Source organism: Pseudoxanthomonas yeongjuensis, assembly GCF_010093345.1.
GTDB classification, from domain to species: Bacteria; Pseudomonadota; Gammaproteobacteria; order Xanthomonadales; family Xanthomonadaceae; genus Pseudoxanthomonas_A; species Pseudoxanthomonas_A yeongjuensis.
Map to the genome: position 1 here is coordinate 77,311 of NZ_PDWT01000001.1, position 14,953 is coordinate 92,263.

The 14,953-nt window shown below is 63.9% G+C and carries 12 protein-coding genes; 10 read left to right on the forward strand and 2 right to left on the reverse strand.

What is annotated here, in order from left to right:
* The first annotated feature begins 256 nt into the window (after nt 1-256).
* Complete coding sequence (locus tag CSC74_RS00360) at nt 257-1,759, forward strand: aldehyde dehydrogenase (RefSeq protein WP_162312458.1); 1,503 nt, start codon at nt 257-259, stop codon at nt 1,757-1,759.
* Between the two features lie 131 nt (nt 1,760-1,890).
* Nucleotides 1,891-3,162: an MFS transporter gene (locus CSC74_RS00365; RefSeq protein WP_162312459.1), complete on the forward strand. Its 1,272-nt coding sequence runs from the start codon at nt 1,891-1,893 to the stop codon at nt 3,160-3,162.
* Nucleotides 3,163-3,305: 143 nt separating this feature from the next.
* Here the strand turns inward: CSC74_RS00365 and CSC74_RS00370 are convergent, their stop codons facing one another.
* Together CSC74_RS00370 and CSC74_RS00375 are read right to left on the reverse strand one after the other, a co-directional pair.
* Nucleotides 3,306-4,595, reverse strand: coding sequence for an NAD(P)/FAD-dependent oxidoreductase (locus CSC74_RS00370; RefSeq protein WP_162313661.1), 1,290 nt, complete (start codon nt 4,593-4,595; stop codon nt 3,306-3,308).
* Between the two features lie 142 nt (nt 4,596-4,737).
* The gene (locus tag CSC74_RS00375; protein WP_162312460.1) at nt 4,738-6,132 is read right to left on the reverse strand and encodes a glutamine synthetase family protein; all 1,395 of its coding nucleotides are present in this window, start codon (nt 6,130-6,132) and stop codon (nt 4,738-4,740) included.
* A 210-nt stretch (nt 6,133-6,342) separates the two neighbouring features.
* Between CSC74_RS00375 and CSC74_RS00380 the strand changes: the two genes are divergently transcribed.
* The 8 genes from CSC74_RS00380 (at nt 6,343) to CSC74_RS00415 (ending at nt 14,828) form a co-directional block, all read left to right on the forward strand.
* Nucleotides 6,343-7,098 (forward strand): gamma-glutamyl-gamma-aminobutyrate hydrolase family protein, encoded by a 756-nt coding sequence (locus tag CSC74_RS00380; RefSeq protein WP_162312461.1) that lies wholly within the window; start codon nt 6,343-6,345, stop codon nt 7,096-7,098.
* Nucleotides 7,099-7,108: 10 nt separating this feature from the next.
* A complete protein-coding gene (locus CSC74_RS00385) occupies nt 7,109-8,491 on the forward strand; it encodes a glutamine synthetase family protein (RefSeq protein WP_162312462.1) in 1,383 nt (460 codons plus the stop codon).
* A gap of 118 nt (nt 8,492-8,609) precedes the next feature.
* Nucleotides 8,610-9,989 (forward strand): aspartate aminotransferase family protein, encoded by a 1,380-nt coding sequence (locus CSC74_RS00390; protein WP_162312463.1) that lies wholly within the window; start codon nt 8,610-8,612, stop codon nt 9,987-9,989.
* A gap of 83 nt (nt 9,990-10,072) precedes the next feature.
* Nucleotides 10,073-11,197: a polyamine ABC transporter substrate-binding protein gene (locus tag CSC74_RS00395; RefSeq protein ID WP_162312464.1), complete on the forward strand. Its 1,125-nt coding sequence runs from the start codon at nt 10,073-10,075 to the stop codon at nt 11,195-11,197.
* 75 nt (nt 11,198-11,272) lie between these two features.
* Nucleotides 11,273-11,905 (forward strand): DJ-1/PfpI family protein, encoded by a 633-nt coding sequence (locus CSC74_RS00400; RefSeq protein ID WP_162312465.1) that lies wholly within the window; start codon nt 11,273-11,275, stop codon nt 11,903-11,905.
* Between the two features lie 33 nt (nt 11,906-11,938).
* Nucleotides 11,939-13,081, forward strand: coding sequence for an ABC transporter ATP-binding protein (locus CSC74_RS00405; protein ID WP_162312466.1), 1,143 nt, complete (start codon nt 11,939-11,941; stop codon nt 13,079-13,081).
* Complete coding sequence (locus CSC74_RS00410) at nt 13,078-13,989, forward strand: ABC transporter permease subunit (RefSeq protein ID WP_162312467.1); 912 nt, start codon at nt 13,078-13,080, stop codon at nt 13,987-13,989. Before CSC74_RS00405 ends, CSC74_RS00410 begins: the two co-directional genes overlap by 4 nt.
* Nucleotides 13,986-14,828 carry an ABC transporter permease subunit gene (locus tag CSC74_RS00415; RefSeq protein WP_162312468.1) on the forward strand — a complete coding sequence of 281 codons (843 nt, stop codon included), beginning with the start codon at nt 13,986-13,988 and terminating at the stop codon, nt 14,826-14,828. The genes CSC74_RS00410 and CSC74_RS00415 overlap by 4 nt, the downstream gene beginning before the upstream one ends.
* Nucleotides 14,829-14,953: the final 125 nt, after the last annotated feature.

Consider the following 14,953-nt stretch of genomic DNA (forward strand, 5'->3'; position numbering starts at 1 on the left):
GGTCAAGTAACCAAAGAAACACACCCTGCGGCGCGCCCGGCGATGAAGCCGTTGGGTTCGCAAGCGGGCCGGGACAACCGTAAGACACATCCTGTGTCTACGGAAACGGCGCACATCCATGTGCGCCGCCCCTACGGGGTTTTACCCGGCCCGCTTGCCGCGCCTCACGGGATTCTTGGCAACAGCAACAGCCACAGCGTTCTTGCACTTGTTCGTGTAACTTACTTTTGTCGGCATTTCATTCGAGGCATCCCCCATGAACGCACCCCGCACCCGTGACAGCTGGCAGGCTCTTGCCGATGGTTTGAAGATCCGCACCCAGGCTTTCATCGATGGAAAGTACGTCGATGCCGCGTCGGGCAAGGCCTTTGATTGCATCAGTCCGATCGACGGACGTTCGCTGGGTCGCGTGGCCGAGTGCGCGGCCGAGGACATAGAGCGGGCGGTGATCGCCGCAAGGCGCAGTTTCGACTCGGGGGCGTGGTCGGAAGCGAAGCCGACCTATCGCAAGAAAGTGCTGCTCAAGTTCGCGCAGTTGATCGAGCAATACGGAGACGAGCTCGCGCTGCTCGAATCGCTGGACATGGGCAAGCCGGTGACCGACGCGCGCCAGGTCGATGTCGCCGCGACGATCCGCTGCATGGCCTGGACCGGCGAGGCGCTGGACAAGGTCTATGGCGAGGTCGCGGCGACCGGTCCGGGCGAACTGGGGCTGGTCACGCGCGAGCCGCTGGGCGTGGTCGGGGCGATCGTGCCGTGGAATTTCCCGCTGCTGATGGCGACGTGGAAACTGGCGCCGGCGCTGGCCATGGGCAATTCGGTGGTGCTGAAGCCTTCGGAGAAATCGCCGCTCACTGCGATCCGGCTGGCGGAAATCGCGATGGAAGCCGGCCTTCCCGCGGGCGTGTTCAACGTCGTTCCCGGATTCGGCAGGGAGGCGGGCGAGCCGCTGGCATTGCACATGGATGTGGACGGGCTGGTGTTCACCGGTTCCACCGCGGTCGGCAAGCAACTGCTGCAATGCGCGGGGCGCTCCAATCTCAAGCGCGCCTACATGGAGTGCGGCGGCAAGAGTCCCAACCTGGTGTTCGCCGACGCGCACGACCTGGACAAGGCGGCCGAGGCGGCGGCCAGCGGCATCTTCTACAACCAGGGCGAGGTCTGCACCGCCGCGTCGCGGTTGCTGGTGGAGCGTTCGATCAAGGACGAATTCGTCGCCCGTGTGGTCGAGGCCGGAAGGAAGATGCAGCCGCGCCATCCGTTCGAACCCGGCGCGCCGATGGGCGCGATGGTCGACGAGACGCAGACCGGGCGCGTGCTCGGCTACATCGAAAAAGGCGTCGCCGAGGGCGCGAAGCTGGTGCTGGGCGGCAAGCGCGCCGACACCGTGCCCGGCGGCAGCTATATCGAACCGACCGTGTTCGACGAGGTTTCGCCCGAGCACACCATCTCGCGCGAGGAAATCTTCGGCCCGGTGCTGTCGGTGATCGCCTTCGACAACGAAGAGCAGGCGCTGCGCATGGCCAACGACACCGAGTACGGCCTGGCCGCCGGCGTATGGACCCGCGATATCAGCCGCGCCCATCGCGTCGCGCGCAAGCTGCGCGCCGGCAGCGTGTGGGTGAACTACTGGGACGGCGGCGACATGACCGCGCCGTTCGGCGGCTACAAGCAGTCCGGCAACGGCCGCGACAAGTCGCTGCATGCCTTCGACAAGTACACCGAGATGAAGGCGACCTGGATCAACCTGGAAAGCTGATTCAAACTGTAGGAGCGGCCCTTGGCCGCGATGCTTTTGCGCGACGGGAGGAAGAGCATCGCGGCCAAGGGCCGCTCCTACACGGCGCTCTGATCTGCCAGAATCCGACGGTCTCCGCCTGATCATCGCCAATGACCACTGCCGCCCTTCCTGCCAACTCCCCGCGCCGGGTCCTGTTCGCCAGCCTGATCGGCACCACCATCGAGTTCTTCGATTTCTACATCTACGCCACGGCGTCGGTGATCGTTTTCCCGATGCTGTTCTTCCCGGAAAGCGATCCCGCCACCGCGACGCTGCAGTCGTTGGCCACGTTCGCGTTGGCTTTCTTCGCGCGCCCGGTGGGCTCGGCGCTGTTCGGGCATTTCGGCGATCGCATCGGCCGCAAGGCGACGCTGGTGGCGGCGTTGTTGACCATGGGCTTGTCCACGATCGCCATCGGCCTGTTGCCGACCTACGACAGCATCGGCGTGCTCGCGCCATTGCTGCTGGCCTTGTGCCGTTTCGGCCAGGGCCTGGGCCTGGGTGGGGAATGGGGCGGCGCGGTGTTGCTGGCGACGGAAAACGCGCCACCGGGAAAACGCGCCTGGTACGGCATGTTTCCGCAGCTGGGCGCACCGATCGGCTTCCTCTGCTCCACCGGCATCTTCCTGCTGCTGACCGAGGTCATGGACGACGCGCAGTTCCTGGCCTGGGGCTGGCGCATCCCGTTCCTGGCCAGCGCCGCGCTGGTGTTCGTCGGCCTGTGGGTGCGCCTGCGCATCGCCGAGACGCCTGATTTCCAGAAGACGCTGGACCGGGGCGAGCGCGTGCGCCTGCCGATGCTGTCGGTACTGCGCGATCATCCGCGCGCATTGCTGGCGGGGACCTTCGCACTGGTCGCCACCTTCGTCCTGTTCTACCTGATGACCGTGTTCACCCTGGGCTGGGCGACCGCGAAGCTGGGCTATACCCGCGAACAGTTCCTGCTGATGCAGATGGTCGCGGTGCTGTTCTTCGCCGCGGGCATCCCGGTGTCCGCGCTGTACGCGGATCGGACCGGGCGACGCGCGGCGATGATCGTGGCGACCCTGGCGATCATCGTCTTCGGTCTGGCTTACGGGCCGCTTTTCAGTTCCGGAAGCCATGCCGTGGTCCTGTTGTTCCTGATCGTGGGCATGGTCATCACCGGCCTGACCTATGGGCCCTGCGGCGCTTTCCTCGCTGAAATGTTCCCGACCGCGGTGCGCTACACCGGCTCCTCGCTCGCCTTCAACCTGGCCGGCATCCTCGGCGCTTCACTGGCGCCATACATCGCGACACTGCTGGCCGGGAAATACGGCGTGGCCTACGTGGGCTATTACCTGTCGGCGGCGGCGCTGTTGACCCTGGTCGCGCTGCTGCTTTCGCCGAAAGAGAAAGCGTAACGATTTGTCCCCCAAGGGGGCTTCCTTCGGGGCGTAGATCCGAGCTTGCTCGGATGCTTTTGCTTTGTAGGTCCGAGCTTGCTCGGATGATTTTGATCCTGCGCCGAGAGCATCCGAGCAAGCTCGGACCTACAAGGCTATGGCTACCACAGCGCGTCGCGCAGCTTGTACCAGGCCATGGCCGCGACCAGCATCGGTGTGCGCAGGGCGCGGCCGCCGGGGAAGGGCAGATGCGGGATCCTGGCGAACAGGTCCAGGCGTTCCGACTGTCCGCGTATCGCTTCGGAAATCAGCTTGCCGGCGAGTCCGGTCGCGATCACGCCGTGGCCGGAGAATCCTTGGGCGAAGTACACATTGGGCGTCAGCCGTCCGAAGTGCGGTGCGCGGTTGAGCGAGATGTCGATGTAGCCGCCCCACACGTATTCGATCTCCACGTCGGCCAGTTGCGGGAACACGCGGCGCATGCGCCGGGTCATGGTGCCGCGCAGGTCGGGTGGGGGCAGGGTGGAATAGCTGGCGCGGCCGCCGAACAGCAGCCGGTGGTCGCGACTGCGCCGAAAGTAATCCAGCGCCCAGTTGGTGTCGGCGACGGCCATGTCGTTGCGGATCAGACCGCGCGCGCGCTCCTCGCCCAGCGGCACGGTCGCGCCTATGTAGGTGCCGACCGGCATGATCTTCGAATCCAGTTCCGGCGCGACGCCATGCACCAGCGCGTTGCCGGCGAGGATCGCGAAGTCGCAATGCACTTCGCCTTCGGCGGTCTTGAACACGGGTCTCGTGCCACGCACCAGCTGCGTCACCCGTGAGTGCTCGCAGATCCGCACGCCCGCCGACATCGCAGCCCGCGCCAGGCCCAGCGCGTATTCGAGTGGATGCAGGTGGCCGCTTTGCGGGTCGTACATCGCGCCGAGATAGCGGTCGCTGGCGAGTTCGGCGCGCAAGCGTTCGTGGTCCCACCATTCGACCGGATAGTCGTAGCGATGGTTGAAATCCTCGATCGCCGATCTGATTTCATGTTCCTGGCGCGGCTTGATCGGCACCGTGGCATGGCCATCGCGCCAGTCGCACTGGATGTCGTGCCTGCGGATGCGCTCGCGCAGCCACTGCAGGCCTTCGCGGGAGAGGTCGAACATTTTCCGCGCATCGTCGAAGCCGACCAGCGATTCCAGCTTGGCCTCGCCGCAGCCGAAACCGGCGATGGCCTGGCCGCCGTTGCGCCCGGAAGCGCCCCAGCCGACGCGCTCGGCTTCCAGCACGACGACCTTGTAGCCGGCTTCGGCCAGCTCCAGCGCTGCGGACAGGCCGGTGTAGCCGGCGCCGAGGATGCAGATGTCGGCGTCGATGCGGCCTTGCAACGCGGGTTGCTGCGGCAGCGGGGTGGCGCTGGCGGCGTACCAGGAGGGGGGGTAGGCGGACTGCTCTGCGGACACCATCAATCTCTCGGTATCGTCGTCCCAGCGAAAGCTGGGATCCATTTTGATCTTGCTCTGCGCAAGGCGTTTGGAAAGGCAAGATCAAAATGGGTTCCAGCCTGCGCTGGAATGACGGCAACAAAGCAGGCGGCTATCGGTTCCATCACACCGCGCGCAGATACCAGTCGTATTCCAGCGTCGTCACCTGGGTTTCGAACGTCAGCATTTCCTTGAGCTTCTGCTGCCCATAGATATGCCGGAACGATTCCCCGAACTGCTCGCGGATGAAATCGCTGTCCATGAAATCGCCGATGGACTGGCGCCAGTACGGGGTGCGGATCTCGGTCTGTTCGTAGGCGTTGCCGACCACCGGCGTGCCGGGATCGAAACCCTTCTCCAGGCCGTGCAGCATGCCGGCGAGGACTGCGGCGGTGACCAGATAGGGGTTGGCGTCGGCGCCGGCGATGCGGTGTTCGATGCGGGTATTGGCCTGGTTGCTGTGCGGGATGCGCATGGCCACGGTGCGGTTGTTGTAGCCCCAGGCGTCGTTGAGCGGGACGAAGGCATTGAGCACGAAGCGCCGGTAGCTGTTGGCGTGCGGGGCGAACAGCAGCAGGCTGTCCCTGGCGCTGCGCTGCAGGCCGCCGATGGCGTGTTTCAAGGTGTTGGCCGGCGCATCCGGAGTGGAAGCGAAGATGTTGTCGCCCTGCTGGTCCAGCACGCTGACGTGGATGTGCAGACCGTTGCCGGCCTGTTCGACGAACGGCTTGGCCATGAAACTGGCCTGCATGTCCTGCTGCTGGGCCACCGCCTTGATCGCGCGCTTGAGCATGATCGCGTCGTCGCAGGCCAGCAACGCGTCGTCGCGGTGCTTGAGGTTGATCTCGAACTGGCCGGGCGCGTATTCGGCCACGGCGGTGTCGGCGGGAATTCCCTGTGCCTGGCACGCCGACGACACCGCATCGGTGAAGCCGCGGTAATCGTTGAGGTCTTCCATGTAATAGACCTGGGTACTGCTGCTGCGCCGGCCGGTGACCGGATTAACCGGCGTGCGCGGCTTGCCGTCGGCGTCCAGGCGGGCATCGAACAGGTAGAACTCCAGCTCCACCGCGACCACCGGTTTCAGGCCGCGTGCGCTGTAACGCTGCAGCACGCGCTTCAGGACTTCGCGAGGGTTGGCTTCGAAGGTCCCGCCTTGCGCATCCTCCATCGACAGCAGCAATTGCGCCATCGGTCGCGGCGACCATGGCACCGGCCGCAGCGAGCCCGGCACCGGCCGGCAGATCCGGTCCTCATCGCCGATGTCGTAGCCCAGGCCGGTTTCCTCGACCGTGTTGCCGGTGATGTCGGTGGCGATCAGCGACATCGGCAGGCATACCCCGTCGGCATAGACCTTTTCCAGCGCATCGCGGGTGATGCGCTTACCGCGCAACAGGCCGTTCATGTCCGGCAGCAGCAGGTCCACCAGCTCGCAGTCTGACAACCGTTGCAGGGTGGTCGCGTCCATGGCGGGAAGCGCGGATCCGTCGGAAGAGAGAGCGTCTGGATTGCGGGTCATGATGGCGTCGCGGGCGGTTCGCGGCAGCTTAGCAGAGAACCTGCGCCGTCAAGAATACTCAACGCGCCGAAAGACGGGTGAGGCCCGAAACGACCTGAAATGGTGCGGCAATGCAACATTACGGGGATAAAAACGGTAATCCGGAAGCCCGTGTTGTAAAAATAAAACGGGCAGGTTAAGTTGCGGGCAAGCTTTTTCGAGCCTCCCCCGATGACCAGCCCGCCGCTGGTCGGCCTGCCCACCGACCGTAAGCAAATCGGTCCACACCCGTTCCTCGCGGTCGGCGAGAAGTACGTGCGCGCCGTGGTGGAAGGGGCGCAGGCATTGCCGATCCTGCTGCCGACCCTGCAACCCGCCTTGCCGCTCGAACAATGGCTGGAACGGGTCGATGGGATCCTGCTGACCGGTTCGACCAGCAACATCGAGCCCCACCATTACAGCGACGAACCCAGTTACGAAGGCAACGTCCACGACCCGGCGCGCGACGCCACCAGCCTGCCGCTGGTGAAACTGGCGGTGGAAAGGGGCGTGCCGCTGCTGGCGGTCTGCCGCGGTTTCCAGGAAGTGAACGTCGCCTTCGGCGGCAGCCTGTACCAGAAGGTGCACGAACATCCCGGCTATCTGGATCATCGCGAGAATCTCGACGATCCGCTCGACCAGCAATACGCGCCGGTGCATGCGGTGACCTTCAATCCGGGCGGCCTGCTGGCCGGCATCGCCGGAACGCCTTCGGAGCGGGTCAATTCGCTGCACGGGCAGGGCGTGGCGCGTCTGGGCAAGGGTTTGAAGGTGGAAGCAGTCGCGCCCGATGGCCTGGTCGAGGCTTTCCGCCATGAAGGCCCGGGTTTCCTGCTCGGCGTGCAATGGCATCCGGAATGGCGTGTCACCGAAAATCCCTTTTACCTCGGCATATTCAAGGCCTTCGGCGATGCCTGCCGGGCGCGTGCCGCACAACGCAACCACTGAAAGTGAGCCTATGAGCCAACGCCCGACCCGCAAGAAGGCCGTCTCCGAGAAACCCGAAAGCTCGTTGCGGCGCTGGCTCAAGGAGCGCCACATCACCGAGGTCGAATGCCTGGTGCCGGACATCACCGGCATCGCCCGCGGCAAGATCATCCCTGCCGACAAGTTCTCCCACGATTACGGCACGCGCCTGCCGGAAGGCATCTTCGCCACCACGGTCACCGGCGATTACCCGGATGACTACTACGAACTGACTTCGCCTTCGGATTCGGACATGTTCCTGCGCCCGGACCCGGACACGGTACGCATGGTGCCGTGGGCCACCGATCCCACCGCGCAGGTGATCCACGACTGCTATACGAAAGACGGGAAGCCGCACGACCTGGCCCCGCGCAACGTGTTGCGGCGCGTGCTGGCCGCCTACGACGAGGCGGGCCTGCGTCCCGTGGTGGCGCCGGAGCTGGAATTCTTCCTGGTGCAGAAGAACACCGATCCGGATTTCCCGCTGCTGCCGCCGGCCGGCCGTTCCGGGCGCCCGGAAACCGCGCGCCAGTCGTATTCGATCGACGCGGTCAACGAGTTCGATCCTATCCTCGACCTGATGTACGACTATTGCGATGCGATGGAACTGGACGTGGACACGCTGATCCACGAATCCGGCGCCGCGCAACTGGAAGTCAATTTCCTGCATGCCGATGCGTTGTCGCGCGCCGACCAGGTGTTCCTGTTCAAGCGCACCATGCGCGAGGCGGCGATGCGTCACGGCATCTACGCCACCTTCCTGGCCAAGCCGATGGAGAACGAGCCCGGCAGCGCCATGCACATCCACCAGAGCCTGCTGGACAAGAAGGGCAACAACGTTTTCACCGGCAAGACCGAAGGCACCCAGAGCAAGGTCTTCGGCCAGTACCTGGGCGGCCTGCAGAAATACGTGCCGATGGCGATGGCGTTCTTCGCCCCCAACGTGAATTCCTACCGCCGCCTGGCGTTGGGCCAGGTGGCGCCGATCAACGTGCAGTGGGGCTACGACAACCGCACCTGCGGCTTGCGCGTGCCGATGGACACGCCGGAGAACACGCGCGTGGAAAGCCGCTTCGCCGGTTCCGACGCAAATCCTTACCTGGCCATGGCCGGGACCCTGGCCTGCGGCTTGCTCGGCATCCAGGAAAAACTCAAGCCGACCGCGCCGCTGTCCAGCAGCGCGCAGGACGTGGGCTTCGAGCTGCCCCGTTCGCTGGGCGAGGCGCTGGACGAACTGGAAACCTGCGAGCCGCTGAAGGACCTGATGGGCGCGCGCTTCGTGCGCGCCTATGTTTCGGTGAAGCGCAAGGAATACGAAACCTTCTTCCGCGTGATCAGCTCGTGGGAGCGGGAGTTTCTGCTGTTGAACGTTTGATTTTGTAGGAGCGCCCATGGGCGCGGGCGGGAATTTCCCGTCTCTACGGAATTTTCCGCGTAGTGTTATTCGTACGGTCGCGCCCATGGGCGCTCCTACATGAACTTTTGGAGTCTCCATGGACCACCTCGACACCCGCACCCTGCAACAGCTCGATGCCGCGCACCATTTGCATCCGTTCAGCGACAATGCGGCGCTGGCGAAGAAGGGAACGCGCATCCTGACCCGCGGCGAAGGCTGCTATGTCTGGGATGCGGAAGGGCACAAGCTGCTCGATGCCTTCGCCGGGTTGTGGTGCGTCAATGTCGGCTACGGCCGCAAGGAGCTGGGCGAGGCCGCGTCGAAGCAGATGACCCAGCTGGCCTACTACAACAGCTTCTTCCAGTGCACCACCGAGCCGACCATCCAGCTCGCCGCCAAGCTCGCCGAGCTGACGCCCGCCGACCTCAACCACGCGTTCTTCACCAACTCCGGTTCCGAGGCCAACGACACCATCCTGCGCCTGGTCCGGCATTTCTGGGCGGTGCAGGACCAGCCGCGGAAGAACATCTTCATCGGCCGCCACGACGGCTACCACGGCACGACCATGGCCGGCGCCAGCCTTGGCGGGATGAAGGGCATGCACAAGCAGGGCGGGCTGCCGATTCCCGACATCCACCACATCGATCCGCCGTTCTGGTTCGCCGATGGCGGCGACCTGGACCCGGACGAATACGGCCTGGTCGCGGCGCGGCGGTTGGAAGCGAAAATCCTCGAACTCGGTCCCGAACGCGTCGCCGCCTTCATAGGCGAACCGATCATGGGCGCGATCGGCGTGTACATCCCGCCGATGACCTACTGGCCGGAGATCGAACGCATCTGCCGCAAGTACGACGTGCTGCTGGTCGCCGACGAAGTGATCTGCGGCTTCGGCCGCACCGGCGAATGGTTCGCTGCGGATTACTTCGGTTTCACCCCCGATGTCATGACCCTGGCCAAGGGCATCACCTCGGGTTACATCCCGCTGGGCGCGGCCATGTTCAACGACCGCGTGGCGGGGGTGCTGGCCAACCAGGGTGGCGAGCTGGCCCACGGCTGCACCTATTCGGGGCATCCGGTATGCACCGCGGTGGCGCTCGAGAACATCCGCATCCTGCAGGACGAGAAGATCGTCGAGACCTGCAAGGCCGACACGGCGCCGTACCTCGCCCAGCGCTGGTCAGAGCTGGGCGAACACCGCCTGGTCGGCGAGGCGCGCATCGCCGGCATGGTCGGCGCGCTGGAGCTTGTGCCGGACAAGAACGCGCCTGGAAAGAGCGGGCGTGCATTCTTCGATGATCGCGGTAAAGTGGGTCAGCTGTGTCGCGACAAGGCATTGGCCAACGGGCTGATCCTGCGTGCGACCTACGATGCCATGCTGTTGTCGCCGCCCTTGATCATCAGCCGGGCCCAGATCGACGAGTTGTTCGAGAAGACCTGGAAAGCGTTGAACGAGACCGCCGCGGAGCTGGGCCTGTAGTCGGGAAAGGAAACAACGTGCATCCGCGTTTCGCGGGATGCGAATGCCAACAAGCAAGCCCTTTGGGCCATTGGGAGAATGCGATGAAGCTGCGAGTGCTGGGTGCAATCATCGCCGCCTGTACGCTGGTTGCGTGCGGCGGCAAGGACGACGACAAGGCGGCGACGGCTGCCGCAGGTGGCGAGAAGAGCGTCAACGTCTACAACTGGTCCGATTACATCGCCGAGGACACGATTCCCAACTTCGAGAAGGCGACCGGGATCAAGGTCACCTACGACGTGTTCGACAGCAATGAAGTGCTGGAGACCAAGTTGCTGGCCGGCGCCAGCGGCTACGACGTGGTGGTGCCGACCCTCAACTTCCTCGGCCGCCAGATCCAGGCCGGCGTGTTCCTGCCGCTGGACAAGTCGAAGATCCCCAACTACGCCAACCTCGATCCGGAAGCCATGAAGCGCCTGGAATCGCAGGACCCGGGCAACAAGTACGCCGTCCCGTACATGTGGGGCACCACCGGCATCGGCTACAACGTCGACAAGGTCAAGGCCGCGTTCGGCAGCACCGACGTCACCAAGAGCCTGGACCTGGTGTTCAAGCCGGAGAACATCTCCAAGCTCAAGAGCTGCGGGGTGACGTTCCTGGATACGCCGTCCGAGCTGATCCCGATCACGCTCAACTACCTGGGCGAGGATCCGAACAGCACCGACCCGGCGGTGATCAACAAGGCCGCGGTGTTGCTGAAGAGCATCCGCCCTTATGTCAGCAACTTCCATTCCTCGCAGTACATCGATGCGCTGGCCAATGGCGACATCTGCCTGGTGGTGGGCTGGTCCGGCGACATCATCCAGGCGCGCGACCGCGCCGAGGAAGCGGGCAATGGCGTGCACATCGCCTATTCCATTCCCAAGGAAGGCGCGCCGCTCTGGTTCGACATGCTGTCGATTCCCAAGGATGCGAAGAACCTGGACAGTGCCTACGCGTTCATCAACTACCTGCTGGACCCGCAGGTGATGGCCAACAACTCCAACTTCATCAGCTACCCCAATGCGGTGCCGAAGTCGAAGGCCCTGATGGACAAGAGCATCACCGAAGACCCGACCATCTATCCGCCGCCGGAGGTGGCTGCGAAGCTGTTCACCTTCGCCATCATTCCGCCGGAAGTGGACAAGCTCTACACCCGGATCTGGACCGAGCTGAAGACCGGGAAGTGAATGTGCGGACGGGGCAGGCAGCGATGCCTGCCCCGATTCGTTGTTGAGGCATCAAACAGGTCGGGTATCGTTTCCATGCATATCGCCATCCTCACTTTCCAGGGTTTCAACGAGCTCGATTCCCTCATCGCCCTCGGCGTGCTCAATCGCATCAAAAGGCCGGGCTGGCGGGTCACGCTGGCCTGTCCCGAGCCGGCGGTCACGTCGATGAACGGTGTTGTCGTGCATGCCCAGGCCACTTTGGCCGAGGCTTGCGCGGCGGATGCGGTCATCGTCGGAAGCGGCATCCAGACCAGGGAGATCGCAAACGATCCGGAGCTCATGGCGCAGCTCAAGCTGGATCCCGCGCGCCAACTGATCGGCGCCCAATGTTCCGGCACGCTGCTTCTGGCGAAGCTCGGTCTGCTTGGCGGTGTTCCCGCATGCACGGACCTGACAACCAAACCCTGGGTGCAGGAAGCCGGCATCGAGGTCATCGATCGGCCGTTTCATGCGCGGGGGAATGTGGCGACCGCGGGGGGCTGCCTCGCATCGCAGTACCTCGCAGCCTGGATCATCGCGCGCTTCGAGGGAGAGGAAGCGGCGAGGAATGCGCTTCACTACGTCGCCCCGGTCGGAGAGAAAGAAGAATATGTCTCGCGTGCCATGAGGAATATCGCTCAGGCCGGCGAATCGCTTGCGTCGGAGCGGACTCGAAGGTCGGCTTGATTTTTTGGGCGTCACGACATTCTGGGGACAACGATGGCAATCGAACAGTTGAACGGAACCAAGGACACGGCCGGCAGCGCCAAGGCTGCTGAGGACTACCTGCGCATCGTCGACGTGCGCAAGGAATTCGACGGCTTCGTCGCGGTCGAGGACACCGACCTGTCGATCCGCAAGGGCGAGATCTTCGCCTTGCTCGGTGGCTCCGGTTGCGGCAAGTCGACCCTGCTGCGCTGCCTGGGCGGGTTCGAGACCCCCACCTCCGGCAAGATCTACCTCGACGGCCAGTTGATGAATGGCCTGCCGCCGTACGAGCGCCCGATCAACATGATGTTCCAGTCCTATGCGCTGTTCCCGCACATGACCGTGGAGCAGAACATCGCCTTCGGCCTGAAGCAGGACGGCATGGCCAAGGACGCGATCAGGAAACGCGTGGAGGAAATGCTCGCGCTGGTGCAACTGGGCAAGCTGGCCAAGCGCAAGCCGCATCAATTATCCGGTGGCCAGCAGCAACGCGTCGCCCTGGCGCGATCGCTGGCCAAGGGCCCGAAGCTGCTGCTGCTGGACGAGCCGATGGGCGCGCTGGACAAGAAGCTGCGCTCGCAGATGCAGCTGGAGCTGGTCAACATCATCGAGACCTCCGGCGTGACCTGCGTGATGGTCACTCACGACCAGGAAGAGGCCATGACCATGGCCACGCGCATCGCCCTGATGGATTCCGGGCGCATCCGCCAGGTCGGCACCCCGGACGAGATCTACGAATCGCCGACCAGCCGTTTCGCCGCCGAGTTCATCGGCTCGGTCAACATGTTCCAGGGCAAGGTCGACGAGGACAAGGCCGACTACGTCACCATCGTCTCGCCATCGCTCGATGCGCCGATCTACGTCGGCCACGGCATCTCCGGTTTCGAAGGCCAGGATGTGTCCTTCGGCGTGCGCCCGGAGAAGGTCCACATCAGCAAGGAAGAACCCGCGCAGCCGTACAACAAGGCCCGTGGCAAGATCGAGGACATCGCCTATTTCGGCAGCCACTCGGTGTTCCATGTGCGCCTGCCCAGCGGCTTCAAGTTCATGGCCAACTTCGCCAACCAGCAGCGCTGGGCCAGCGAAGGCATGACCTGGGGAGACGAGGTCTGGGTGTCGTGGGGCGACAACGAAGGCGTGGTGCTGACCTCATGAACGCCACGATGCTGAAGAAAATATTCCCGCATCCGCGCTGGGCGGTGATCTCGGTTCCCTACCTGTGGCTGCTGGTGTTCTTCGCCATCCCGTTCCTGATCGTACTGAAGATCTCGTTCTCCAAGCTGGCCATCGCCATGCCGCCGTACACGCCGATCATGGAGTACGTGGACAACGCGGTGTCGCTTAAATTGAACCTGACCAACTACATCGGCCTGTTCACCGATTCGCAGTACGTGCAGGCCTACCTGAGCTCGATCAAGATCGCCGCCATCTCCACCTTCCTGGCGTTGCTGATCGGCTATCCGATGGCCTACGTGATTGCAAAATTACCGCCGTCGGCGCGCAACATCGCGATGATGCTGGTGATCCTGCCGTCATGGACCTCGTTCCTGATCCGGGTCTATGCCTGGATCGGAATCCTCAAGCCCAACGGCCTGCTCAACGACGTGCTGTTGAAGCTGCACCTGATCAGCGAGCCGCTGCAGATCTCCAACACGCCGACCGCCGCCTATATCGGCATCGTCTATTGCTACCTGCCGTTCATGGTGCTGCCGCTGTACACCAACCTGGTCAAGCACGACCACCGGTTGCTGGAAGCCGCCTACGACCTGGGCGCCAAGCCGTGGAAGGCGTTCCTGAAGATCACCTTGCCCCTGTCCCGGGCCGGCATCATCGCCGGCTGCATGCTGGTGATGATTCCCGTGGTAGGTGAGTTCGTCATCCCCGAATTGCTCGGCGGCCCCGACACGCTGATGATAGGCCGGGTGTTGTGGAACGAATTCTTCAACAACCGCGACTGGCCGACCGCCTCGGCGGTGGCGATCGTGATGCTGTTGCTGCTGATGATCCCGATCCTGATCTTCAACCGCGTGCAACAGAACGAGATCGAGGGGAGGCTGACATGAGCGGCCTGCTCAAGCGCTGGCCGACCTGGCTGGTCCTGGGGCTGGGATTCGCCTTCCTGTACCTGCCGATCCTGGTGCTGATGTTCTATTCGTTCAACGAGAACAAGCTGGCCACGGTCTGGTCCGGCTTCTCGCTGAAGTGGTACGCCAAGTTGCTGCAGAACGACCAGATGCTGGGTGCGGCGTGGATCAGCATCAAGATCGCCTTCTTCACCGCGACCGCCGCGGTGATCCTGGGCACATTGGCGGCGCTGGTGATGACGCGGATGCGGCGCTTCCCGGGCAAGACCCTGTTCGGCGCGCTGATCACCGCGCCGCTGGTGATGCCGGAAGTGATCCTGGGGCTGTCGGTGCTGATGCTGTTCATGTCCTTGGGCGAGGTGATCGGCCTGGCGCCGCGCGGGGTGGTTTCGATCTGGATCGCGCACGTCACCTTCACCCTGGCCTTCGTCACCGTGGTGCTTTCCTCGCGCATGGCCGAGCTGGACAAATCGCTGGAGGAAGCGGCGATGGACCTGGGCGCGAACCGGGTCAAGGTGTTCTTCCTGATCACCTTGCCGATCATCGCGCCGGCGATCATTTCCGGCTGGCTGCTGGCTTTCACCCTGTCGCTGGACGACGTGGTGGTGGCCAGTTTCGTCTCCGGGCCCAGCTCGACCACCTTGCCGATGGTGATCTTCTCCTCGGCCCGGCGCGGCCTCAATCCACAGGTCAACGCCCTGGCCACGATCATGATCGTGGTCGTCTCCGCCGGCGCCTTCCTCGGCTGGTGGCTGATGTATCGCGAAGAGAAGCGCAAGCAGCGGGATATGCAGTTGGCGTTGCAGGGGAGCGAGTAGCGAGTAGTGAGGAACGAGTAGCGAGGAACGAGGGGCGAGTAGTGAGAAGTGAGTAGGGTTCCGGGCTCTCTTGCTGCCCTTTTCAGGGTGTGGTTCTGTTTTCAGTATTAGGTTCTCGCTCCTCA

Coding starts and splice junctions, on each gene's coding strand:
- CSC74_RS00360 (WP_162312458.1), top strand. CDS start 257: ATGAACGCACCCCGCACCCGTGACAGCTGGCAGGCTCTTGCCGATGGT.
- CSC74_RS00365 (WP_162312459.1), top strand. CDS start 1,891: ATGACCACTGCCGCCCTTCCTGCCAACTCCCCGCGCCGGGTCCTGTTC.
- CSC74_RS00370 (WP_162313661.1), bottom strand. CDS start 4,595: ATGGTGTCCGCAGAGCAGTCCGCCTACCCCCCCTCCTGGTACGCCGCC.
- CSC74_RS00375 (WP_162312460.1), bottom strand. CDS start 6,132: ATGACCCGCAATCCAGACGCTCTCTCTTCCGACGGATCCGCGCTTCCC.
- CSC74_RS00380 (WP_162312461.1), top strand. CDS start 6,343: ATGACCAGCCCGCCGCTGGTCGGCCTGCCCACCGACCGTAAGCAAATC.
- CSC74_RS00385 (WP_162312462.1), top strand. CDS start 7,109: ATGAGCCAACGCCCGACCCGCAAGAAGGCCGTCTCCGAGAAACCCGAA.
- CSC74_RS00390 (WP_162312463.1), top strand. CDS start 8,610: ATGGACCACCTCGACACCCGCACCCTGCAACAGCTCGATGCCGCGCAC.
- CSC74_RS00395 (WP_162312464.1), top strand. CDS start 10,073: ATGAAGCTGCGAGTGCTGGGTGCAATCATCGCCGCCTGTACGCTGGTT.
- CSC74_RS00400 (WP_162312465.1), top strand. CDS start 11,273: ATGCATATCGCCATCCTCACTTTCCAGGGTTTCAACGAGCTCGATTCC.
- CSC74_RS00405 (WP_162312466.1), top strand. CDS start 11,939: ATGGCAATCGAACAGTTGAACGGAACCAAGGACACGGCCGGCAGCGCC.
- CSC74_RS00410 (WP_162312467.1), top strand. CDS start 13,078: ATGAACGCCACGATGCTGAAGAAAATATTCCCGCATCCGCGCTGGGCG.
- CSC74_RS00415 (WP_162312468.1), top strand. CDS start 13,986: ATGAGCGGCCTGCTCAAGCGCTGGCCGACCTGGCTGGTCCTGGGGCTG.